Source organism: Paraburkholderia sp. GAS82 (assembly GCF_050436285.1).
Lineage (GTDB): Bacteria > Pseudomonadota > Gammaproteobacteria > Burkholderiales > Burkholderiaceae > Paraburkholderia > Paraburkholderia phenazinium_B.
In genome coordinates this window covers 176879-199960 of the sequence record NZ_JBNDLX010000003.1, presented here as the reverse complement: position 1 = coordinate 199960, position 23082 = coordinate 176879, and the positions used below count along the sequence as shown (strand labels likewise).

The following is a 23082-nucleotide window of genomic DNA, read 5'->3' as shown; positions in this document are numbered from 1 at the left end:
GTGATGCTTACTCGTCCATCATGCGGACTTTGACCTTCTTGCCCTTCACCTTGCCGGCGCTAAGCTTGCGCAACGCATCGCGTGCGATGCTGCGCTCAACCGCAACGTACGTAGAGAACTCCGTCACATTGATCTTGCCGATCTGCGAGCCGGCGAAACCCGCTTCGCCGGTCAGCGCGCCGAGCACGTCGCCCGGACGGATCTTTTCCTTGCGGCCGCCGAGAATCTGCAGCGTTTCCATCGGCGGCAACAGGCGCTCATTGCTGGTCGATGTCAGCTCCGATAGCGGATGCCACTCCACCTCACGACCCTGCGCCTGCTCGAGACTGCCGACGCGGCCCATCTCGTTCATGCTCGCGAGACTCAGTGCCCAGCCCTCCTGATCGGCGCGTCCCGTACGGCCGATACGATGCACGTGCACCTCGGGATCCGGCGTCACATCGACGTTGATCACCGCTTCGAGCTGCGCGATGTCCAGCCCACGGGCGGCAACGTCAGTCGCTACCAGCACCGAGCAGCTACGATTCGCAAACTGGATCAGCACCTGATCGCGCTCGCGCTGATCCAGTTCGCCGTGCAGTGCGAGCGCATGAAAGCCCTGCGCACGCAGCACGTCGAGCAGATCGCGACATTGCTGTTTGGTATTGCAGAATACCAGCGAGCTCACCGGGCGGTAGTGATTCAGCAGCAACCCGACTGCGTGCAGCCGGCCGTCTTCCGTCACTTCGTAGAAGCGTTGACGAATCTTGCTGTTGTCATGCCGCTCCTCCAACTTTACTTCCTTGGGATTGCGCAGGAACTGCTGGCTCAGCTTGACGATGCCATCAGGGTACGTCGCGGAGAACAACAGCGTCTGGCGCTCCTTCGGACACTGGCGCACGACGGTCGCGATGTCGTCGAAGAAACCCATGTCGAGCATGCGGTCGGCTTCATCGAGTACCAGCGTGTTCAGCGCGCCCAGCGCGAGACTGCCGCGCTCGAGGTGATCCATGATGCGCCCCGGCGTACCGACGACGATATGCGCGCCTTGTTCCAGGCTCGCGGTTTGCGGGCGCATTGGCGTGCCGCCGCACAGCGTCAGCACCTTGATGTTCTGTTCGGCGCGCGCGAGGCGGCGGATTTCCTGCGTGACCTGATCGGCCAATTCGCGCGTCGGGCACAGCACCATGGCCTGCACGTCGAAGTTGCGCGCGTCGAGGCGCGCCAGCAGTGCGAGCGAAAACGCCGCGGTTTTGCCACTACCGGTTTTCGCCTGGGCGATCAGATCGTTGCCGGCTAGCGCGATCGGCAGGCTCGCAGCCTGGATCGGCGTCATCTCGACGTAGCCGAGCTGCGTGAGATTGGCGAGCATCGCCGGCGCCAGCGGTAGCAGGCTGAAGGGTGCGCCCGGAGGCGCGGCGGTGGTCGTGGGACTGTTCATGTGTCGAGGGCTCGGCTGGGCTTACTGGAGGGGACGGCCATCGATCTGCTCGTAGACCACCGAGCCATCGTCCGCGTCGAAGCGCTCGACGTAATTGCGTGCGCCGCACATCGGGCAGCGGAACAGGAGCCCCTGGCCCTCGTTCTTGATGACGACGTCTGCCTGCTCCCATCGCGCTTCGCAGGACTGGTTTCTACACTTGAACACGTTGATTCTCCAACTTCGATTCGTTTAATGGTGCGGCCCGGCAGCAGGCGTCGCGCGCGTGCTGCCGGGCAATGGGTCCGACCGGGTCAGCGCCCGCTCAACCCAGATGGGTATGCCGCGAACGGGGGGCGCTCACTTCCATGTCGGTGAGTCCGTGGACGATGCCGCAATCCTCGACGGTCTGTTCGATCTGGCATTGCTCGCGCAACGACGTCAATTGCGCCTTGAGTTGCTTGAGCTCGTCGATCCGCGTATCGACATGCGCAATGTGCTCGTCGATCAGCGTGTTGATCGCGCCGCAGCCGTCGGCTGGGGTGTCGGTCAGGCGCAGCAGGGCGCGGATCTCGTCGTGCGTCATGTCGAGCGCGCGGCAGTTGCGGATGAAACGCAAACGTTCGACGTGGCGCGCCGCGTAGCTGCGGTAATTCGCTTCAGTGCGGTCCGCTTCGGGCAACAGGCCCTCTTTCTCGTAGAAGCGGATGGTTTCGGTGGTGCAGTGGGCAATCTTCGCGAGTTCGCCGATTTTCATGGAGCCTCCGGATTGCGTCCTTGACCTTGTAGTGGCTTCAAGGTGTTTACTAGACCACAAATCCAGCCAGGAAGCCACCATGCCTCACGCCAGCCACGCAGAAACGCACCGTCACGAGCACGGGGAGTCGTGCGCTCACAACCACTCAGAGCGGGTTTCGTCGCATGAGCACTCCCACAACCACGCCGACGCCTGCTGCTCTGCCGCGCCCGTCGCGCTGGCCAAGCTTTCTGGACCCGAAACCATCGGCGCTAACGTGCGCACCGCGATCCGGATCATGCAGATGGATTGCCCGACCGAAGAGGCGTTGATCCGCAATAAGCTCGGCCGGATGCCCTACGTGCGCAGCCTCGACTTCAACCTGATGCAGCGCGTGCTTACGGTCGTGCATGCCCCCGAGGCGCTCGGCTCGATTCTGGCGAGCCTGCGCTCGCTCGATTTCGAACCTCAACTGGCCGACGCAACCGCCCCGCTCACGAACCCACCCGCCGAGCCGCACAAGCCGTGGTGGCCGCTGGCACTTGCCGGCGCGGCCGCTGTGGGCTCGGAAGCGGTTAGCTGGCTCGGCGCACCCGCGTGGCTCGCGGCGGTGCTGGCCATCGTCGCTGTGCTGTCTTGCGGCCTCACCACCTACAAGAAAGGCTGGCTCGCCATCCGCAATGGCAACCTCAACATCAACGCGCTGATGAGCATCGCGGTCACCGGCGCGCTGGTCCTGCAGCAATGGCCAGAAGCTGCCACGGTAATGGTGCTGTTCACGATCGCCGAACTGATCGAAGCCAAATCGCTCGACCGCGCCCGCAACGCGATCAAGGGCCTCATGCAACTGACGCCTGAAGAAGCCTCCGTCCAGCAGCCCGACGGCAGTTGGCGCGCTGTCGATATCAAATCGGTCACACTGGGCGACATCGTGCGAGTAAAGCCGGGTGAGCGAATCGGAGTCGATGGCGAGATCGTCGCAGGCCGCTCGAGCGTGAACCAGGCGCCGATCACCGGCGAAAGCCTGCCGGTCGACAAAGCCGAAGGCGACGCCGTATTCGCCGGCACGATCAACCAGAGCGGTTCCTTCGACTACCGCGTGACGGCCGCCGCCAGCAACACCACGCTTGCTCGCATCATCCACGCGGTCGAAGAAGCGCAAGGCTCCAAAGCGCCGACGCAGCGCTTCGTCGACCAGTTCGCCCGCGTCTACACGCCGATCGTGTTCGCCGTCGCGCTGGCTGTGGCGATCCTCCCGCCGATGCTGTTCGGCGGCCTGTGGCACGAATGGGTCTACAAGGCGCTGGTGATGCTGGTGATCGCCTGCCCGTGCGCGCTGGTGATCTCCACCCCCGTGACGATCGTGAGCGGTCTCGCGGCCGCCGCCCGCCGGGGCATCCTGATCAAGGGTGGCGCGTACCTCGAGCAGGGCCGCAAGCTGAAGTGGCTCGCTCTCGACAAGACCGGCACGATCACCCGCGGCAAACCGGTGCAGACGGACTTCGAAATGCGTGTGGAGGATGTCGCACTCACCCGCTTCCGCAGCCTCGCCGCGAGTCTCGCTGGTCGCTCCGATCATCCGGTGTCGCAGGCGATTGCGGGCGCGGCCAAAACCGACGGTATCGAGTGGTTGAAGGTTAGCGGGTTCGAGGCGATTCCCGGACGCGGCGTGCGCGGCATGATCGACGGCACGCCGTATCTGCTCGGCAACCACCGCCTCGTCCACGAACTCGGCCGCTGCTCGACGGCGCTCGAAGCACGGCTCGATACGCTCGAACGTCACGGCAAAACCGTCGTCATGCTGATGGACGAAGAACGCGTGCTGGCCCTCTTCGCCGTCGCCGATACGGTGAAGGAGAGCAGTCGCGCCGCGATTGCCGACCTGCACAAGCTGGGGGTGCAAACGGCCATGCTGACCGGCGACAACTCGCACACGGCCGAAACCATCGCGAGCCTGGTCGGCATCGATCGCGCACTCGGCGACCAGTTACCGGAAGACAAGCTCAAGGCCGTAGAAGGGCTGTCGGCCAATGGTGTGACGGTCGGCATGGTGGGCGACGGCATCAACGATGCCCCGGCGCTCGCTCGCGCAGACATCGGCTTCGCGATGGGTGCGATGGGCACCGACACCGCCATCGAAACCGCAGACGTCGCCCTGATGGACGACGACCTGCGCAAGATTCCGCTCTTCATCCGGCTCTCGCAGGCGACGCACTCGATACTGGTGCAGAACATTGCCCTGGCGCTCGGCCTGAAGGCGGTGGTTCTGACGCTCACGTTGATGGGCTACGGCACGATGTGGATGGCCGTGTTCGCCGATGCAGGCGCCAGTCTGCTGGTGGTGGGCAACGGCTTGCGACTCCTGCGCAAGTAAGCTTGAACTCGCCGCAACCACTCAACCGCTACTGCGGTACGCGGCGGCCTCACGCCTCGTGTTCACCTCACCCATTGCAGTCTTCACGCTCTGCGGATTGCTCAATTCCTGAACACCCTGCACACCCTCTGCTCCGAAACAGCACGCGCCACACTGAGCACATTGAACAGTTTCAACAACGAGGTACGTCAATGGTGTCCACCGGACCACGCTGAGTCCCCGGTCACATGCGTTGGCACGCTTCTGGCGTATTCGACGGGCGGCAAGCGGATCGCCGCGCCGGGTATTCCACCATTCGAACATGTGAGGAGCGCACAGATGAACCACGCAGAAATGCAGTTTCTGACCACCGAATTCCCGTACAAAAAGCAGTATCAGAACTTTATCGGCGGTGAATGGGTGAAGCCGGTTGGCGGCGAGTACTTCGACAATATCTCGCCCATTACAGGTGAACCGTTCACGTCGATTCCGCGTTCGCGCGAAGCCGATATCGAACTCGCGCTCGATGCCGCGCACCGCGCCAAAGTGGCATGGGGCAAGACCTCGACGACCGATCGCGCCAACATCCTCAACCGCATCGCCGATCGCATGGAAGCGAACCTGCAGCGTATCGCCGTCGCAGAGACGATCGACAACGGCAAGCCGCTACGCGAATCGATGGCCGCGGATATCCCGCTTGCCATCGATCACTTCCGCTACTTCGCAAGCTGCGTGCGCGCCCAGGAAGGCTCGATCTCCGAGATCGACAGCGAAACCATGGCCTACCACTTCCACGAACCGCTCGGCGTGGTGGGGCAGATCATCCCGTGGAACTTCCCGATCCTGATGGCGGTGTGGAAGCTCGCTCCAGCGCTGGCAGCCGGCAATTGCGTTGTACTGAAACCGGCAGAGCAGACGCCCGCCTCGATCCTTGTGCTGCTCGAACTGATTCAGGATCTGCTGCCGGCAGGCGTCATCAACGTCGTCAACGGCTTCGGTCTCGAGGCAGGCAAGCCGCTCGCGTCGAACAAGCGCATTGCCAAGATTGCCTTCACCGGCGAGACGACCACTGGCCGCCTGATCATGCAATACGCGAGTCAGAACATCATCCCGGTAACGCTGGAGCTCGGCGGCAAGAGTCCGAATATTTTCTTCGCCGACGTAATGGACCACGACGACAGCTTCTTCGACAAGGCGATCGAAGGCTTCACGATGTTCGCGCTGAACCAGGGTGAAGTCTGTACCTGTCCGTCGCGCGTGCTGATCGACGAAAAGATCTACGACCGCTTTATGGAACGTGCGCTCAAGCGTGTTGCCGCAATCACGCAAGGGCACCCGCTCGACAGCAAGACCATGATCGGCGCGCAGGCTTCGCAGGAACAGCTCGAAAAGATCCTCTCGTACATCGATCTCGGCAAGCAGGAAGGCGCGGAATGCCTGATCGGCGGCGAGCGCAATGCACTCGACGGTGAGCTGAAGAAAGGCTACTACGTGAAGCCGACGGTATTCCGCGGCCAGAACAAGATGCGTATTTTCCAGGAAGAAATCTTCGGGCCGGTGGTGTCGGTGACGACCTTCAAGAACGAAGACGAAGCGTTGGAGATTGCGAACGACACTCTGTACGGTCTCGGCGCCGGTGTGTGGAGCCGCGACGGTTCGCGCGCTTTCCGCATGGGACGCGGCATTCAGGCCGGCCGCGTGTGGACCAATTGCTATCACGCGTATCCGGCGCATGCGGCGTTCGGCGGCTACAAGCAATCGGGCATCGGCCGTGAAAATCACAAGATGATGCTCGATCACTATCAGCAAACGAAGAATCTCCTCGTCAGCTACAGCGACAAGCCGCTCGGCTTCTTCTGAGCAAGACGTTCCTTGTGAGCGGGCCGCATCGTGCGGCTCGCTTTCTTTTCTTCAGCGGGGAATGTTATGGCCGACAAGGAAGTGGAACGCGTGATCGTGACGCCGGCAGCGGCGGAGTTGATCGGGAAACTGCAGGCCGAGCATGGGCCGGTGTTGTTTCACCAATCCGGAGGATGCTGCGACGGCAGCGCGCCGATGTGTTTTCCGGCGGGAGAGTTTATGGTCGGCTCATCCGATGTGAAACTCGGCACGATCGCGGGCGTGCCGTTCTATATGAGCGAATCGCAATTCGAGTATTGGCAGCACACACAGCTGATCATCGACGTCGTGCCGGGCAATGGTGGGATGTTTTCGCTCGAGCGGCCCACGGGGATGCGGTTTCTGACGCGCTCGCGGCTCTTCGAGGACGATGAGAATGCGTGGCTGGAAACGCATCCGGTTGAACGGGCGGATGCGTGAGGCAATTGCATCGCGCCGTACTACTCGCTTTCGGATGTCAACGCGATATCGGCCGTTGCCGGCGGCGCTTCAAGCAGTGCGTCGCTATCGTCCTTTAGACCTACGCCAGTCAGGCCCAGTCGGCGCGCATGCGTCAGCAGATAGTGCAGCTTGTGCGCCGCGCCCGCATAGCTCAATCCCTCGGGACGTACATTCGAAATGCAATTGCGCTGCGCGTCGCTGCAGCCCACTTTAGGCGCATACGTCAGATAGATGCCGAGGCTGTCCGGCGAACTCAAACCTGGACGCTCGCCAATCAGCATCACGACGAGCCTGGTGCGGAGCAGTTCGCCGATCTCGTCGCCAAGCGCCACCCTCGCCTGCCGTGCGATCACAACCGGTCCGATCTTCCAGTCACCCAGCTTTGAACATACCGCCTGCAATAGCGGGATCGACTGCTTCGCGGCGGCGAAGGCCGACAAGCCATCGGCAATCACGAACACCACTTCGGGCGGTTCCACCGCAACCTGCTTAAGCACCTCCCGACTCTCGTCCGACAAACGCCGGCCCAGGTCCGGACGGCGCAAATAGTGTTGCCGGTCCGGCGCAGCGCTATGCACGTCGAGCGTCGTGAAACCATTGGCGCGCAACTGCTCGTGCAGCGACTCCGCATCCAGCGGCTGATGCACCGCGTCCCGAGCTTGCGCATGCGACAGATTGAACGCGAGCAGCGGCGCGGTCGGCAAGCTGTTGCCCGCACGGCCCAAGGCGATGCGCGCATTGGTGAACTGACGCAACGCGTTCCATGGGTTCTTTTCGAGGAAATCCTTGCTCATGCGATCCCCATCCATTCATGCGCGCTTTCGAGCAAGGGCTGCCGGGTGGCTCCGTTGAGCAGAATGCCGCGCGTATCGGTAATCTGCATCGACTCCAGCCATTCTTCGAATTCAGGCGCGCGTCTTAGGCCCAGGATTTCACGCACGTATAACGCGTCGTGGAATGACGTGCTCTGATAGTTCAGCATTACATCGTCCGCGCCGGGTACGCCCATGATGAAGTTGATGCCGGCGGCGCCAAGCAGCGTCAGCAGGTTGTCCATATCGTCCTGATCTGCTTCCGCGTGATTCGTATAGCAGATGTCGCAACCCATCGGCACGCCGAGCAGTTTGCCGCAGAAGTGATCTTCGAGACCGGCGCGCGTGATCTGCTTGCCGTCGTACAGATACTCCGGACCAATAAAGCCGACCACCGTATTGACGAGGAACGGATTGAACTTGCGTGCCACCGCATAGGCGCGCACTTCGCAGGTCTGCTGGTCGACGCCATGATGTGCGTTCGCCGAGAGCGCGCTGCCCTGCCCGGTTTCGAAATACATCACGTTGTTGCCGACCGTGCCGCGATTCAGCGAAAGCGCCGCCTCGTAGGCCTCCTGCAGCAGTGCGAGCGAAATGCCGAAACCGGCGTTGGCTTTCTCGGTGCCCGCAATCGACTGGAACACCAGATCGACTGGCGCGCCTTTCTCGATAGCGGCGATCGTATTGGTGACGTGAGTCAGCACACAGGATTGCGTCGGCACCTGGTAACGCTGCCGGAAGTCGTCGATCATCAGCAGCAACGTGGTGATCGCAGCAAGACTGTCGGTGGCCGGGTTGATCCCGATCATCGCGTCGCCGCAGCCGTACATCAGGCCATCGAGCATCGAAGCGGCGATGCCCTTGACGTCGTCGGTCGGATGATTCGGTTGCAGACGCACCGACATATGACCCGGCAAGCCCACCGTATTGCGAAACCGCGTGACCACCGGTCGTTTGCGCGCCGCGGCAATCAGATCCTGGTTGCGCATCAGCTTCGACACCGCGGCGACCATCTCTGGCGTCAGTCCTGCTGCGATTCGAGTCAGCGCGACGGCATCCGTCTCACTGCTCAACAGCCAGTTGCGGAAATCGCCTACCGTCAGATGGGCGATTTCGGCGAAGGCTTCGGGCGAGTGATCATCGATCACGAGGCGTGTGACTTCGTCGCTTTCGTAGGGAATCAGCGCCTCATTGAGGAAGGTGCGCAAGGGTACCTGGGCAAGCGCCATCTTGGCCGCGACGCGTTCTTCCTCGGTGGCTGCGGCAACGCCTGCGAGCTGGTCGCCCGAACGCAGCGGGCTCGCCTTTGCCATCAGCGTTTTCAGATCGGCAAACAGGTAGGTACGACTGCCGATGACTTCCCTATAACTCATCTCTACGACTCCGTCGCCGCTGCTCGCGCAGCGGGTTGATCCGTCACATGCTTCGAATGGCGCGCCGCACGTGCTGCATGTGCTCTGCCTGAGCGGACAGGCCTCAGCAATGGTAGTAGGCCATTAATCGAGCCGTTATCAGAGGTCGGCAAAGATCGATAACGGGAAAGACGTTGCGAATTTTACGTTGGCTGAGGGATTTTTGCTGCATCGCAGCACTGAATGCAGTCAAATTTTTCCTGGACTCTCTCCGCGAAATCCGCAGGATTTGGTAAATCGCGGCGTGGTACTTTGGTTCGTACTCAACGCCTGCTCTCTTCGCTACCACCATGAACGACCTCAGTCACAGGGCACGCTACGAAGCGCGTTTGAACCGCGTGCTCGACCATATTTACGATCACCTCGACGAGCCGCTCGATATCGACAGGCTGGCGGAGATCGCCTGCCTGTCGCCCTACCACTGGCATCGGATCTATCAGGCGATGCATGGTGAAACCGTGGCATCGACGGTGCGCAGGTTGCGGCTACATCGCGCGGCGGGGTATCTGGCGAATGGCTCGCTACCGATTGCAGAGATTGCGGAGCGCTCCGGGTACAGCAGTCTGCAGTCGTTTTCACGGACGTTTCGGACGGTGTTCGGCATGCCGCCGGCGCAATATCGCAAGCAAGGCACACATAGCCGGTTTCGGCCGGCGCAATCGGGAGACGACGAAATGGTGATGCGTGAAGTGGTGATTCGGGATGTGCCCGCCATGCAGGTTTTGACAATCGATCATGTCGGCTCGTATATGCAGATCGGTAAGGCTTTCGATGCACTGATCGGATGGCTTGCTGCGCGAAACCTGCTTTCGCCTGAGATGCGGATGATCGGGATTTACTATGACGATCCAGGGATCGTGGCCGAAGCGGAGTTGCGGTCGAAGGCTGGCGTGGTGCTGCCGGATGCGGTTGAGGTAGCGGCGCCGGTTTCATCGACGCACGTGCGCGGCGGACGGTATGCGGTGTTGCAGCACAAAGGACCGTATGCCGATATGGCCGCGGCCTATCAATGGCTATATGGCGAATGGCTCGTGCAATCGGAACATGAAGCGGCCGATGCGCCTGTCTTTGAAGAGTATCTGAACAATCCTAAAGACACGGCGCCGTCCGAATTGCTGACGGAGATCTGCTTGCCCTTGGCCTGACGTTGCTGAAGACGTTGAAAGTGAGCCTGTCTGCTACGCTTTTGCGCAGAGGCGATGCGATGCGGTCCATGTGCGTTCTATGTCTTTCACTGTATACATATATATACGTAGTAATAGTTAACAAGGGCGGTCGCTTTCTGTGGACAACGCCAATCTTCACTGGCAGATCAAGGCGCTACGGATTCCATAACCCTACGGGCGGTTCGTGAACAGGCCGTCTAAGCCAGGGACAACTTTTGCCTCGCCGTGACGGGCCAGCGTTTTATCAAGGTTCGACCCACAGGAAGTTAGGGGCTTTATCCCCGTGTTGTCCAAACGGGTGTGTGGATAACTCGCTTCCTGCTACCTACCTTTGCCTTTGCGCGTCCCTTCTACCGCCGACGCGATCGCGGCCACGAACGCCTCCGTTATCGGCGGCAAGGTTCGGCCGCGTTTCTTGACGAGAGCGATGGGGCGAACAAAACGAGGATCGTCGATGGCGCGCGCCACGACGCTCTTCTCCGCAAGAATCTCGCGGGCCGAACCAGGCAGAATCGTCAGCCCTAGACCTGCACGTACCATCGCGACGGCGGTCATCATGTACATGGGCTCGCAGGTGAGCACGGGGGCAACGCCCGCCTGCTCGAACGCGGCATCGACGACAGCTCGCACACTCGTGCCCGCAGCGGTTAGCACCAGCGGATAGCCTGCGAGGCTCTCGAGCGTGATGCGCCGCTTCTTCGCAAGCGGATGGTCGAGCGGACAAACGATGCACAGGCGATCTTCACCCGCGTGGAGCACTTCGAGCGATGGGTCGACCACCTCGCCACCCGTCAGACCCAGATCGGCCTCCTCGCTGCGCACCAGACGATTGACGACGCTCGCGACCACGTCGCGAATATCGAATGCCGCGCCCGGCACCTGTTGTCTGAAATCGCGCACGAGATCCGGCAGCAGACTGGCCGCGAACGACGGCAAGCAGGCGATGCGGACCGCACCGGTTGAGCCATCGCTCAAGGCGCGTGCGTCGAGAAGAACATGCTCCATCTCCCGCAACGACTTCTGTAAAACGGGGAGCAGTTCCCTGCCGACCGGCGTCAGCGCGACGTTCCGGCTGTTGCGGTCGAAGAGACGTGCGCCCAGCGTTTCCTCGAGCCGACGGATCTGCACCGTCAACGCCGGTTGAGACAAATGCAAGCGCACGGCGGCTCGCGTGAAGCTACCGGCTTCAGCGACGGCGATAAAAGCGCGGATTTCGCGAAGGTTCAGATCCATTACGAAGTGTGATTGCTGCAATCAAATCATTTCAATTGCTCTATTCATGCGTGCAACCTACGCTTGTCGACACTAAAAGACAAGATCGGAGACAAACACGTGTTGCCATTACTGGGTCTGGCCACCATCGTCGTCCTGCTCGCGGCGATCCTTTCCAAACGCATGTCGCCGCTGGTCGCGCTGATCATCGTGCCGATCGCCGCATCGCTGATTGGCGGCTTCGGGCTGCAAACCAGCAAGTTTGTGATCGACGGGTTGAAGAGCCTCGCGCCTGTCGTCGGCATGTTCGTGTTCGCGATTCTTTATTTCGGCACGATCACGGATGCGGGGACGCTCGATCCGATCATCGATCGCATCCTGCGAACGGTCGGCACGCGGCCGACGCGCATCGTCATGGGCACGACGTTGCTGGCGCTGCTGATTCACCTCGATGGTTCGGGTGCGGTGTGTTTTCTCGTGACGATTCCCGCGATGCTGCCGCTCTATGACCGCCTGAACATGGATCGGCGCGTGCTGGCCGCGGCGGCGTCGATGGCGGCGGGCATCAATTTTCTACCGTGGACGGGGCCGATGATTCGCGCGTCCGCGTCGCTGCATCTGCCGATCTCCGAGCTGTTCAATCCGCTGATTCCCGTGCAGATCATCGGCCTCGTGTTTGTCTTCGGGATGGCGTTCTGGCTTGGGCTGCGCGAAGAACGGCGGCTCGGACTGACAGCTGCTGCCGGCAATGTCCCCATGCCGCAGCGCGAACTCACCGAAGAACAGCAGGCGCTGCGCAGACCGCGCAACTTCTGGTTCAACATCGTGCTGACCATCATCGTGTTGGGTTCGATGGTCGTGATGGGGGAGAAAGTGCCCCCCGCGCTCGTGTTCATGGTGGGACTGTGCGTAGCGTTGCTCGTGAACTATCCGAACGTCGATATGCAACGTCAACGGATCGATGCTCATGCACGGGCAGCATTGATGATGGCCGGGATTCTGCTCGCGGCTGGGGTGTTCACCGGTGTAATGCAAGGCAGCGGCATGCTCAAGGCGATGGCGCAAACCGCTGTGGGGTTCGTGCCGGCGACGATGGCCTCGCATATTCCCGTCGTGCTCGGTCTGGTTTCGATGCCGCTCAGCCTGCTGTTCGATCCCGACTCTTTCTATTTCGGCGTGCTGCCTGTAATTGCTGAGGTTGCAGGTCAGCTTGGAGTGCCAGCGGTGAAGATCGGCCAGGCAGCATTGCTGGGTCAGATGACCACTGGGTTCCCGGTTAGCCCTTTGACGCCCGCGACTTTTCTTGTGTGCGGACTGACTGGCATCGATCTCGCCGATCACCAGAAATTCACGTTTCCACTCCTGTTCGGTGCGTCGATCGTGATGACGATTGCGTGCGTTGTGTTGGGCATTTTTCCCCTTTGATCTGGTTGAGCTGCGATGAATACAGTGGATTCCTCACGGGTGGTTCGCCTTGGTGCCGGTGCCGGTTATTCAGGTGACCGTATCGAGCCGGCAGTGGAGCTTGCGACGCACGGCGCGCTCGACTATCTCGTGTTCGAGTGTCTTGCAGAGCGGACTATTGCGTTGGCACAGCAGGCGCGGCGACAGGATCCTGAGAGTGGGTATGACCCGCTGCTCGAGGCGCGCATGCATGCGGTGTTGCCGGTGGCGAGGCGTAACGGTGTGCGCATCGTCTCCAATATGGGGGCGGCGAATCCGCTCGCGGCGGCGCGCAAGACGGCAGCGATTGCTCGTGAACTGGGGCTTGGCGGTCTGAAGATCGCTGCGGTTACGGGCGACGATGTGCTCGATGTCGTGCGCAGCGGTGCCTTCCGCTTTGAAGAATCGGGGCACGCGGTTGCTGACTTCGACGAGCGCATCGTGTCGGCTAACGCCTACCTTGGCGCTGCGCCGATCGTGGCTGCATTAGACGCTGGAGCGGATGTTGTGTTGACTGGACGTGCAGCTGATCCCTCGTTGTTCACCGCGCCGTTGATTCACGAGTTTGGTTGGGCCTTCGACGATTGGGATCGACTCGGGCGGGCAACGGTGGTCGGGCATCTGATGGAGTGCGCCGGGCAGATCACCGGTGGGTACTTTGCTGATCCTGGGTTCAAGGATGTTGCCAGTCTCGCGCGCCTGGGTTTTCCGATTGGTGAGGTTTCAGCGGATGGCTCGGTGGTTATCACCAAGGTCGCTCACGCTGGAGGCTTCGTAACGGAAGCAACCTGCAAGGAGCAGTTGCTCTATGAGATCCATGATCCGAGTCGTTATCTGCAGCCTGATGTAGTGGCGGATTTTACGCAGGTACGAGTTGCGGAGCAGGCGAAGGACCGCGTGCGTGTGACGGGCGGACGTGGGACGCCGCGCACACCGACGCTCAAGGTTTCGGTGGCGTACGTGGATGGGTATATCGGTGAGGGGCAGATTTCCTACGGCGGGCCAGGGGCGTTAGCCCGTGGCCGGCTCGCGCTTGAGATTGTGCGCGAACGGCTGACGATGACCGGTGTCGATGTGAGCGAATTGCGCTTCGATCTGATTGGTATGGATTCGCTTTATGGCCCTTCCCTTGGTAGTGGCAGCGGAGAACCGTACGAAGTGCGAGCACGTGTAGCGGGGCGGACGACTTCGAAGGCCGAGGCAATTCGTGTCTGCAACGAAGTGGAGACGCTCTACACGAACGGACCGGCGGGCGGTGGCGGCGTGACCAAAAGCACACGTGAGGTGGTCGCCGTGCAATCGGTCCTGCTGCCGCGAGATCTGGTGCAGCCGACATACACGATCGTGGAGGTTTGATATGAAACTGCGAGAACTTGCGCACTCGCGCACCGGCGACAAAGGCAACACGCTGAACGTATCCGTGATCTGTTATGACGGGCGTGACTATGGACATCTGCTTCAGCACGTCACGCCAGAACGGGTGAAGGCGCATCTGGGCGACGTGGTGCGCGGTGAGGTGATTCGCTATGAACTGCCGTTGATTGGTGCGATGAACTTCGTGCTGAAGGAAGCGCTTGGCGGTGGTGTGACGCGTTCGCTTGCGATCGATGCGCATGGGAAGTCGGTTAGTTCCGCGTTGATGAATCTTGAGGTTCCTGCTAAGGACTAGATGCGAGCGCTATGGATCTCGCGCACGCCACACCGAATGCTTATTAACTTAGGCAGATAACACGGAGGAGACAGGATGGTAGGCCATAGCGGTCAGGCGGTTGAGATTTCTGCGCGATCGAAGAAGCGGTCCTTGCAAGTTGCCAGAATGATCGCGGCGGCAGTGGCGTGTTATTCAGCCTCGGGATTTAGCGCAGCGCGTGCCGACGAATCGCAGCAGGCTTCAAACTGCAGTGCGCTCCAGCAAACCAACATCAAGGACACGCGAATCGAGTCCGCACAAGTCCTCCCGGCGGGCAGCGTCTTCAAGGATCCCGACGGCAAGCCTGTGACGACATCGGTGAAAGTGTGCCGCGTCGTCGCGACGGTGAGCACCGAACCCACCGAACAGGTGGGGATCGAAGTGTGGCTGCCGCTCGATGGCTGGAACGGACGTTTGCTCGGCGTGGGGTCGGGCGGCTTTGGCGGTTCGATCGTGTACAGCGAACTGGCGCCCGCTGTAGCGCGTGGCTTTGTCGCGGCCAATACCGATACCGGCCACAAGGGCGGCGCGCAAGGCGCGATCGGTCAGCGTCTCGAATGGGCCCGCAACCCCGTACAGTTACGCGATTGGGGTCACACATCGATTCACCTGATGACAGTCGCGGCGAAGGCGATCACCCGTGCTTACTACGGTCAGAGCGCGAAGCACGCTTACTACAGCGGCTGCTCGACGGGCGGCGCGGAAGCCATGGAAGAAGTCGAATACTTTCCGGATGACTATGACGGCGTGCATGCTGGGTCGCCGGGCATGGGCTATAGCCATCTGATGGAAAGCTTTCTGTGGGGCGCCAGGCTGCCCGCGCAGCAGCCTGAAGCGAAGCTGACACCGGCGGCGCTCACGCTGCTCAATCGTGCCGTGCTCAAGAGTTGCGGGGGCGATGCGGCAATCGAGGACGGTTTTCTGGACAACCCATTGGCGTGTCATTTCGAACCGGCGCAGTTGCAGTGCAAAAGCGGTGATGACCCCGTGCGATGTTTGAGCGCGGCCCAGGTTCATGAAGCCGAGCGGCTGTATTCGCCGGTGCTTGATTCTCGCGATGGGAAGCAGCTTTATCCTGGGTTTGCGCGAGGCAGTGAAAGTCAGTGGAACCTGATTCAGGGTGCGTTAGTGCCGAACTATGCGCAACCGCTGGTCGCGAATACTGTGTTCGACAATCCTGATTGGGACTGGACGACGTTTGATTTCGGTGCCGATGCAGATCGCGTCGATGCAAAGCTCGCGCCCATCAGCGATGCCATGCACACGGATCTCTCACGCTTCAAGGCGCGTGGCGGCAAGTTGATCATGACGCAGGGATGGGCTGATTCATTGAACGCGCAAACCTTGCCAATTGAATTCTTTGACGCGGTGGCAGCGCGTGAAGGAAGCGTACCGAATGCGCAGCGATTTTTCCGGCTGGTGATGGTGCCGGGAATGAGTCATTGCGGTGGTGGGCCTGGGCCCGGGACGATTGGGGGGCAGTTGCCGCCTACGGTGTTGAATCGGCAGCGGGATGTGGTGAGTGCGCTGCAGGGGTGGGTGGAGGATGGGAAGGCGCCGGCTGAGTTTGTGTCGACGAAGTATGTGGATGACAAGCCGGCGGCGGGAGTGCGGTTTGAGAGGCGGCTTTGTGTTTATCCGGAGGTGGCGGGGTATGACGGGCGTGGGGATCGGAGGGTGGCTGGTAGTTTTAGGTGTGTGGTGGCGACAAAGTGATGTGCCGCGGAATGTCTAAGCGTTGACGGTGGATCATCGCGTTCTGGTCTTGCGCGGCGCAGCTCCCCTGAGTCGCGCTCTTGCTCGCATTGTCTTCCCCAGTTTGGGCTGACGGGGAAAGAGAGTCCAGCCAATCGCACACATGGCGCCGCCCATGAGCATGCCGATAAATCCGCCACCGAGGTCCCCTTTCCAGTCGCCCGCATCGACTGCCTCGCTTCTGCGTGCACGCGACGGATCGGTCGTCGACACGCGCAGCGTCGCTGCCGCTTGCCTGTCGCAGAAACGCTTGGTGATCGCCGATGCTTCGCTCGCGCTGATCAGCGCGGCTTGCGATTTGGTGTAGGTCGGAGAGTCATCGGGTGTCCAGACGTCTTCGAAATGCTGGGCGAGTCTTGGTCCATAACTGAATTCGGCCGTCAGCTGCCATGAAGCATCCGATTTTCCATAGCGAAGCTGAGCAGTGCATTCGTCCAGATGCGCTGCAACCACGGGCCAACTGCGCGCCTGCAGCAGCGTGATTGCATCGCCGATGCAGAGTAGACCTATGAATAGAAAAATCAGTCCGACGAGACCCAGGATCGCGGAGCGCAGACAAGAGAAAAAGAATTTCATTGTTCTAGCCGTCGTGACGGATTGGTTAGCGCGCGTCAAAGAATATCTCGAAACGCTCGATACACCTAAGCATTGACAGAGGTGTATCGCTCGACTATTGTCAGCTCGCGGGACGACGGGTCAAGCTTGCCAAGGGACAGGCTGCCAGCCTTCTCACGGCAGTCCGCTGCGACTCGCAGGGCAAAAGCACGCGCAGTAGCAGCGCCGCGGGAAAATCCGATAAGCGCGAGATTGATCATTCGAATCGGCTGCGTCGGATTTTTGGCTCGCGCCTTCGCCTTAGCCACCAGTTTGTCAAAATCAGCGCGAGCCTTATTCAGGCGTGCCTCTCCGCCCGGGGTGAAGCCGAGTCCCGCTGTGCTTAAGCTTGGCCGTATCGTTGAAACGATTATTACCCGTTTCGTCGAAGAAAATCGACACTCAGATCGTTTGCGAGCAATCAAAAGAACCAGGCTTCTTTACGGGGTCGAGGCACGACATCGCCTCCGCACGCTGTCTGCGTTCTGCGAGGGTCAACGGCCTTAAACCTGCTGCCGAAGGTATTTGCGTATCATCAAGCATGGAGGAGATCCGATTAGCGTAAGTAGGGCAAGCGGCGCTCAAGCTTCAATCGGGGTGAGGAAGGACCATCATCGCCGGACAACGCCCCCTCAATATGGCCGTCAGGGTAAAAATGAATCTCCAGGTAGGCTGGCTTGTCCGGTATTACACCTGTGACCTCGACACGCGCTTTTTGTCGCACGGTGTCGGCGGCCTTAACGATCTGTTCTAACGGATATGCTACAAGTGCCTCTCGCATATATTCGACATCCACCCAGAACGGTGTCTTCGTCGCGCGATCCAGAACCACACAGCAGGCATATTTGCCGCCACCAGACGTTTTTGTACTAAGGAAGATGTTCCCACCCGAGGCGCCGTTGACCGAAAAATCGAGAATAGCCCGATCCGTATAGTCATAGCCAACTAATTCAAGTTCGAAAGGTTCCTTAGCACAGCCGTTAAGACTCGCAAGTGCCAACATGCCGATGCCAGCAAATAGGCTGAGTTTGAGTAGCTTTATAGCCATCATATTTTTTGTCGCTCCTCCAGAGAAGCAAGCAGCCCGATTTCAGCAAAGCGCACGATCTCGGCGATTACGTTGATTTTCACGCTTTATCCTGTTGAGGCAGTATATCCAGCAACGCGCGTCGCGCGCGATCCGCTAACGCGGGAGCGCTGTCGCGTTCCTCCGCCGTTGCGTTGGCCACTGCAGATGACACGATGCGATAAAGTTCCTTGGGAGCAAAAGCCGCGGTCAGATCGTCGTCGGTGGTCCTGATCACATGGAGAATCGCGTCAGGCATCGCGGCATCGACGAAAGAGCCGCCCTGCTGTTCGCTCAAACGGAGCGGCGCTTCGTAGGCGTCATATAACTCGTCACTACCTGCAATTACCTGCAGTGCCAGGTCGCGATCGAGATAGAACCATTCGCAAACAATGGCAAAGAAACGTTGAAATTGTTCGGGGAAAAGGGTACGGGACAGGACCGGTAGCGTGCGCGAGTCGAAGAATTTCAATTGCCACTTCGTTCGATCTTCGCACTTTACTTCCAGTCTAGCCCGCAGCGCCTCGCACAGCGATAGCGTGGAAAGTCGTGAGAAGATGAACGACATTCCGCAGGGATCGGAAATACAAGACAAGGCTAGTACTTCAATCAACGACGCATCGTTATCATGGTCAAGACGAATTAAAAATGGACCATTGGAATCGTCGGTTCTCAAAATGTCCCTTTAGGCTTGGTCTTCGTGATCGTCGCCCGAAATAAGTAATTCGATGTGCACTATAAGCATCCCCCCGCCATCCGGCGTTTGTTCTCTATCGCCTTGTTGATCTGGCGGGAAGTGCTTGCTTCCGGGACGTGCGACAAACGCAGCGTAAGGGGCTAAAGTTCGAGTGAGTCGCTCTTGCCATTGCGAAGGCAAAGCGCTTTGTAACTTGTGAATGACCCGTGAAACGCGGTGTATTCCGAGTTGTTTTTGACGGGTAAATTGCCATTCAGTACTGACAGCGACCGGAAATCCAGAGAACCGAGTGCTCATTGGCCTTGTCTGCGCCCACTGCAACAGATCGTCGACCAATCTTTCCCATTCGCTTCCAACCTTGATGGCACGCAGCTTCGGCTCAACCTGGACCGAAGTCAGGCCAGCCATGTCAAGAAGCAACTCGGAATAGCGCGTACGCGGACCGTCAACGCTCCTTCTCGACGATGGCCATAGGGTCACATGGGGATGACACCACCTTCCCCGAATCGCCGATTTACGAGTTGGGATAAGGAGATATCTAGCGAAGTCCCCAATACCGCGAGTTGATATTCCTTCAGCATCGAGATGGTACTTGCCTATCGAATGCGCTCCGTTCATGAGTTCGATCTCACCCGAACTAATCTCAAGCAAATCGCGCTCTTTTAGGGTTGAGTCTTTGCCGGATTTACATGTTTTCGGCATTCGGGCGATCAGGTCGCTCAACGCATTTTCCCTGAAGAAGAATTGCGTAACGCGTCGCTGGCAGACGGTTCAATCGGCGCGTCACAACGACCAAGAGATCCGTCAACTCCACGTTTCGACGTGGCGTCCCCCAATATACTTGCGGTGTCTTGTCAACCCAGTTACTGCTAGCGTTAATCTTAATAGATCTCGCATTGCTATATACGTGCCGCGCGATCAAACCAAGCGAATCAACTATGTCATCCATGAACGGCTTTGAATGCATGCACGCTAGGTGCCAACGTTCTCGCTGCGTTTGACCGCCTCAAGAAGACGACTTTCTCGATTACTCCAAAGGGACCAATCGTCCAAGTAAGGCCTAGGACGGCGGACCTTCCAAAACCACGTGTTTCCTTTCATTTGGTATTGTTTTTCGTAGTTGCGGTCGTTGCTATTTCGCTAAGACTGCCATACAACTGCGCCGAAAGACAAGCCGCTGGTCCAACGAACTGAGCGGCGAAAAGGAGCCAACGGTCTCCCTAGCCGACTGTAAGCGGTCTCAGAGCACCCAACGACAGGCGGCTTCGGGTCGTATACGGCCGCTCGCGTCGGCAAGATGCCAACGGCTTTTATGCTTATTTGAGCTTTTGCCGGAGCGGCATTTCACATAGAAATGGAACCGAAACATCATGAGTGAGCCACACTCGAAGCGCCCTGTGTGGGTAACTGGAACAACCGACGGTCATTAACGGTGGCCGAGTGGGACGACCTCGAACGCACGCGAAAGCTTGTCGTTCGCAACGCTACCGATAATAGGTCGCAGGTTAGTTGCGACCCACACGCACCACCTACGCTCTTCAACTGAAGACCGAAGAACTACTACCGCTCCATTTTTTGAATACTGTCGGCGACCCACCCTGGCAAATATTTCCTGTCAATCCAAGCCAATCAGTCAAATAAGAAACATTTTCCGAAATGCAAAACGCATTAATTCGTCGTGAATTAAAATATGTATCGATTTAACATTTTAAATCCAACATTAATTGATTCTCTCCCGAAATGTTTTGTAAAATCGCCGCGATAACGCGGGGGCGCGTATTGAATAAGAAAGGCGGGGTAGCATGGGGGCGCAGGACTTAATCAACACGATCACGGGTGGCGTGTCGCAGAGTGACCGCCTGCTCAAGCTGGACACACCGCTGGGCTCGAACGTGCTGGTCCCACAGCGGGTGGTGGGCCGCTCGCGTCTGGGCCGTCACTTCGAATTCACCGTCGACGTGGTGTCCACCAGTGGCAGCGTGGAACTCAAGACGCTCATCGCGCAACCGGTCACGCTATGGATCCAGCAGGCGGACAAGTCCTACCTGCCCCACAACGGCTACGTGCAAACTGCCCGGCGCTTGGGCTCGAACAGCGGACTGACAAGCTACCAGCTCGGTTTCGCCTCTTGGATGCACTTTCTGAAGTTCCGCCGCGACCAGCGCATCTGGCAGGACAAGACCGCCGACGACATCATCACGGACGTATTCAACACCCATCCACAGGCCCAAGGGCTGTTCCAGTTCGCCCTCTCGAAACCGCTGCCCCCGCGTTCGTACTGCCGTCAGGACGAAACTGACTGGAACTTCGTGCACAGGTTGCTCGAGTCGGAAGGCCTGTATGGATTCTGGCAGCAGGCGCGGGACGGCAAATCGCACACGCTGGTGATCACCGACCGGCTCGCGACGCTCGATGGGCTGTCGCCGGAAACCGTATCGTTCTACCGGGCGGGTACCGGCAGCGAGACGGACGCGCTCACGCAGTGGTCGGGCACACGCACGCTGCAAAGCACGACGCTTACCACGCGCACGTTCGATTACAAAAGTCCGTCGACGCAGTTCAACCCCAAAGGCACGAGCTTGCCGACGATGCCCAATCAGGGCGCGTTACCGGATCAGGCGGAGATATACGAATACACAGGGGCGTACACGTATCCGAAACAAGACCGCGGCGACCAGCTCTCCGGCATCCGGATGGAAGAATGGGAGTCGCGGGCCAAACGGTTTGAGGGCGTGGGGGGGGGTGAGGAGGATCGACGCCGGGCGGCGCTTCATCCTGAGTGGCCACCCGGACCACGACCGGGATCAGGCGAGCCAGAAGGAGTTCGCGGTGATCGAGACATCGTGGGTGATCGCGAACAACGTGCCCGCGGGCAACCGGGGCCCGGACTATCCGCACAGCCTGCAGGCCACGGTAGACGAGGTGCGTGCGAGTCGGGCTAGTAGTACTGCATTCAAAGTGACGCACGCGGACGGCTCGGAGGGCTTCTACCTGACGCAGATCGAGGCACAGCGCACGGGCGTGCCGTATCGCAGTCCGTTCGAGCATCGGAAACCGAAGACCCACCTCGAGTCGGCGATCGTGGTGGGCCCGCAAGGTGAGGAGGTCTACACGGACGAGCTGAACCGCATCAAGGTGCAGTTCGTATGGGACCGCATCAACGGGGGTGACGAGAAAGCCTCGTGCTGGGTGCGGGTAGCGCAGGCCGATACGGGCAACGGCTATGGCGGCGTACACATGCCGCGGGTGGGAGAGGAAGTACTGATCGACCACATCGGCGGGGACTGTGACCGGCCGGTCGTGGTGTCGCGGCTGTATAACGGGTCAGCCAAGCCGCAGTGGCATTCAAACGGATTGCTGTCAGGCTACCGCTCGAAGGAGTACGGCGGCAGCGGTTACAACCAGATGGTAATGGACGATTCAAGCGGCCAGAACCGGGTGCAGCTCTTGAGCAGCACGGCGAATTCCCAATTACACCTCGGGTATCTGGTGCAGCACACGGATAACACGCGTGGCGCTTACCTTGGGACGGGCTTTGATTTGAAGTCGGAATCGTATGGCGCAATCCGCGCGGGTCAAGGGCTGTTCGTCTCGACCCATCCAACATCCGTGAGCCAGCCGCTGAATGCCACGCCGGCCAGCGAGCAACTAGTCAGCTCGGAAGCCCTGATCGAGAGCCTGTCGCAGTCCAGTGTCGCGGCCAATGCAGAAACTCTGCAACCTAGCCAGGACGCATTGAAGGCGTTCACCGATGCGACCCAGCACAGCGTGCCGGGAGGAGCGATTAGCGGCGGTCGTACTGCCGGTGGCGGCACCGGCAACGCCAACGGCTTTGCGAAGCCGATTCTCTTGGCGGCCAGTCCGGAGGGTATTGCGCTGTCCACCCAGCAGTCGACGCAGATCACAGCAGACCAGCAGATCAACTTCGTCAGCGGGCAGAACACCCATGTGGCGACAGGTAAATCGCTGATCGCAAGCGTCACGGAGAAGCTAAGTCTGTTCGTGCAGAACGCCGGCATCAAACTGTTTGCCGGAAAGGGGCCCGTGCAAGTGCAGGCGCAGTCGGATGTGATCGAACTGACGGCGCAGAAGGGGCTGACGCTGATATCGGCAACCGATATGGTCACGGTCACGGCCAAGAAGGGGATCTTGCTGACGAGCGGCGGCGCCTATATCCGTATTGCTGACGGCAATATCCAGATCCACGCGCCGGGGACGGTCGATGTGAAGGGGGCATCGCATGATTTTTCGGGACCGACGCGCTTGGATACGACGTTCCCGTCGTGGGTAGCGGCGGACGGAAAGCCGAAGCGTTCGACCTCGTTTTCGGGATAAGCGCTTGGCGAAGTGGCTGCGTGCCCTGCGCGCATGCAGCGCTTTTATGAGAATAGTCAGGAAACTTACAGC

The 23082-nt window shown here is 59.8% G+C and carries 18 protein-coding genes and 1 pseudogene; 9 read left to right on the top strand and 10 right to left on the bottom strand.

The features are described 5' to 3' along the window. Positions 1-7: 7 nt before the first annotated feature. The 3 genes from dbpA to cadR form a co-directional block, all read right to left on the bottom strand. A complete protein-coding gene (gene dbpA, locus P3T17_RS11240) occupies positions 8-1420 on the bottom strand; it encodes an ATP-dependent RNA helicase DbpA (RefSeq protein ID WP_429406691.1) in 1413 nt (470 codons plus the stop codon). Positions 1421-1441: 21 nt separating this feature from the next. Then, positions 1442-1627, bottom strand: a complete 186-nt coding sequence (locus P3T17_RS11235) for a hypothetical protein (protein ID WP_074263018.1) — start codon at positions 1625-1627, stop codon at positions 1442-1444. Positions 1628-1724: 97 nt separating this feature from the next. Next, the gene (gene cadR / locus P3T17_RS11230) at positions 1725-2156 is read right to left on the bottom strand and encodes a Cd(II)/Pb(II)-responsive transcriptional regulator (RefSeq protein ID WP_429287658.1); all 432 of its coding nucleotides are present in this window, start codon (positions 2154-2156) and stop codon (positions 1725-1727) included. Between the two features lie 79 nt (positions 2157-2235). Between cadR and P3T17_RS11225 the strand changes: the two genes are divergently transcribed. The 3 genes from P3T17_RS11225 (at position 2236) to P3T17_RS11215 (ending at position 6807) form a co-directional block, all read left to right on the top strand. Further along, complete coding sequence (locus P3T17_RS11225; RefSeq protein ID WP_429406690.1) at positions 2236-4509, top strand: heavy metal translocating P-type ATPase; 2274 nt, start codon at positions 2236-2238, stop codon at positions 4507-4509. Positions 4510-4827: 318 nt separating this feature from the next. Continuing rightward, a complete protein-coding gene (gene adh, locus P3T17_RS11220) occupies positions 4828-6348 on the top strand; it encodes an aldehyde dehydrogenase (protein ID WP_429406688.1) in 1521 nt (506 codons plus the stop codon). Between the two features lie 66 nt (positions 6349-6414). After that, positions 6415-6807 carry a DUF779 domain-containing protein gene (locus P3T17_RS11215; protein WP_429287661.1) on the top strand — a complete coding sequence of 131 codons (393 nt, stop codon included), beginning with the start codon at positions 6415-6417 and terminating at the stop codon, positions 6805-6807. 20 nt (positions 6808-6827) lie between these two features. Here P3T17_RS11215 and eutC read toward each other — a convergent pair whose 3' ends face one another. Together eutC and P3T17_RS11205 are read right to left on the bottom strand one after the other, a co-directional pair. Further along, a complete protein-coding gene (eutC, locus tag P3T17_RS11210; protein ID WP_429406686.1) occupies positions 6828-7622 on the bottom strand; it encodes an ethanolamine ammonia-lyase subunit EutC in 795 nt (264 codons plus the stop codon). Continuing rightward, positions 7619-9013 carry an ethanolamine ammonia-lyase subunit EutB gene (locus P3T17_RS11205; RefSeq protein ID WP_429406684.1) on the bottom strand — a complete coding sequence of 465 codons (1395 nt, stop codon included), beginning with the start codon at positions 9011-9013 and terminating at the stop codon, positions 7619-7621. Before P3T17_RS11205 ends, eutC begins: the two co-directional genes overlap by 4 nt. Positions 9014-9342: 329 nt before the next feature. Here P3T17_RS11205 and P3T17_RS11200 point away from each other — a divergent pair, with 329 nt between their 5' ends. Continuing rightward, positions 9343-10197, top strand: coding sequence for an AraC family transcriptional regulator (locus P3T17_RS11200; RefSeq protein WP_429406682.1), 855 nt, complete (start codon positions 9343-9345; stop codon positions 10195-10197). A 342-nt stretch (positions 10198-10539) separates the two neighbouring features. Here P3T17_RS11200 and P3T17_RS11195 read toward each other — a convergent pair whose 3' ends face one another. Beyond that, a complete protein-coding gene (locus P3T17_RS11195) occupies positions 10540-11451 on the bottom strand; it encodes a LysR family transcriptional regulator (protein ID WP_429406680.1) in 912 nt (303 codons plus the stop codon). 99 nt (positions 11452-11550) lie between these two features. Between P3T17_RS11195 and P3T17_RS11190 the strand changes: the two genes are divergently transcribed. The 4 genes from P3T17_RS11190 (at position 11551) to P3T17_RS11175 (ending at position 16279) form a co-directional block, all read left to right on the top strand. Beyond that, complete coding sequence (locus tag P3T17_RS11190) at positions 11551-12855, top strand: CitMHS family transporter (RefSeq protein ID WP_429406679.1); 1305 nt, start codon at positions 11551-11553, stop codon at positions 12853-12855. A 15-nt stretch (positions 12856-12870) separates the two neighbouring features. Further along, entirely contained in the window at positions 12871-14229 is a 1359-nt protein-coding gene (locus P3T17_RS11185; protein WP_429406677.1) for an acyclic terpene utilization AtuA family protein, read from the top strand. Position 14230: 1 nt separating this feature from the next. Beyond that, positions 14231-14542: an AtuA-related protein gene (locus P3T17_RS11180; RefSeq protein WP_429406675.1), complete on the top strand. Its 312-nt coding sequence runs from the start codon at positions 14231-14233 to the stop codon at positions 14540-14542. A 132-nt stretch (positions 14543-14674) separates the two neighbouring features. Beyond that, a complete protein-coding gene (locus tag P3T17_RS11175; protein WP_429406673.1) occupies positions 14675-16279 on the top strand; it encodes a tannase/feruloyl esterase family alpha/beta hydrolase in 1605 nt (534 codons plus the stop codon). A gap of 33 nt (positions 16280-16312) precedes the next feature. Here P3T17_RS11175 and P3T17_RS11170 read toward each other — a convergent pair whose 3' ends face one another. The 4 genes from P3T17_RS11170 to P3T17_RS11155 all read right to left on the bottom strand — a co-directional run bounded on the left by P3T17_RS11170 (position 16313) and on the right by P3T17_RS11155 (position 19398). Beyond that, positions 16313-16894, bottom strand: a complete 582-nt coding sequence (locus tag P3T17_RS11170) for a hypothetical protein (RefSeq protein ID WP_429406671.1) — start codon at positions 16892-16894, stop codon at positions 16313-16315. A gap of 574 nt (positions 16895-17468) precedes the next feature. Then, complete coding sequence (locus P3T17_RS11165) at positions 17469-17963, bottom strand: DUF3304 domain-containing protein (RefSeq protein ID WP_429406670.1); 495 nt, start codon at positions 17961-17963, stop codon at positions 17469-17471. A gap of 76 nt (positions 17964-18039) precedes the next feature. Beyond that, positions 18040-18654, bottom strand: a complete 615-nt coding sequence (locus P3T17_RS11160; protein ID WP_429406668.1) for a DUF4123 domain-containing protein — start codon at positions 18652-18654, stop codon at positions 18040-18042. A 9-nt stretch (positions 18655-18663) separates the two neighbouring features. Then, complete coding sequence (locus tag P3T17_RS11155) at positions 18664-19398, bottom strand: hypothetical protein (protein WP_429406666.1); 735 nt, start codon at positions 19396-19398, stop codon at positions 18664-18666. 1079 nt (positions 19399-20477) lie between these two features. Between P3T17_RS11155 and P3T17_RS11150 the strand changes: the two are divergent. Further along, positions 20478-23010 (top strand): annotated as a pseudogene (locus tag P3T17_RS11150) (type VI secretion system Vgr family protein). Positions 23011-23082 lie beyond the last annotated feature (72 nt).

Bases quoted from the DNA above. Each gene is read 5' to 3' on its own strand.
- dbpA (WP_429406691.1), bottom strand. From the start codon at position 1,420: ATGAACAGTCCCACGACCACCGCCGCGCCTCCGGGCGCACCCTTCAGC.
- cadR (WP_429287658.1), bottom strand. From the start codon at position 2,156: ATGAAAATCGGCGAACTCGCGAAGATTGCCCACTGCACCACCGAAACC.
- P3T17_RS11225 (WP_429406690.1), top strand. From the start codon at position 2,236: ATGCCTCACGCCAGCCACGCAGAAACGCACCGTCACGAGCACGGGGAG.
- adh (WP_429406688.1), top strand. From the start codon at position 4,828: ATGAACCACGCAGAAATGCAGTTTCTGACCACCGAATTCCCGTACAAA.
- P3T17_RS11215 (WP_429287661.1), top strand. From the start codon at position 6,415: ATGGCCGACAAGGAAGTGGAACGCGTGATCGTGACGCCGGCAGCGGCG.
- eutC (WP_429406686.1), bottom strand. From the start codon at position 7,622: ATGAGCAAGGATTTCCTCGAAAAGAACCCATGGAACGCGTTGCGTCAG.
- P3T17_RS11205 (WP_429406684.1), bottom strand. From the start codon at position 9,013: ATGAGTTATAGGGAAGTCATCGGCAGTCGTACCTACCTGTTTGCCGAT.
- P3T17_RS11200 (WP_429406682.1), top strand. From the start codon at position 9,343: ATGAACGACCTCAGTCACAGGGCACGCTACGAAGCGCGTTTGAACCGC.
- P3T17_RS11195 (WP_429406680.1), bottom strand. From the start codon at position 11,451: ATGGATCTGAACCTTCGCGAAATCCGCGCTTTTATCGCCGTCGCTGAA.
- P3T17_RS11185 (WP_429406677.1), top strand. From the start codon at position 12,871: ATGAATACAGTGGATTCCTCACGGGTGGTTCGCCTTGGTGCCGGTGCC.
- P3T17_RS11180 (WP_429406675.1), top strand. From the start codon at position 14,231: ATGAAACTGCGAGAACTTGCGCACTCGCGCACCGGCGACAAAGGCAAC.
- P3T17_RS11170 (WP_429406671.1), bottom strand. From the start codon at position 16,894: ATGAAATTCTTTTTCTCTTGTCTGCGCTCCGCGATCCTGGGTCTCGTC.
- P3T17_RS11165 (WP_429406670.1), bottom strand. From the start codon at position 17,963: ATGATGGCTATAAAGCTACTCAAACTCAGCCTATTTGCTGGCATCGGC.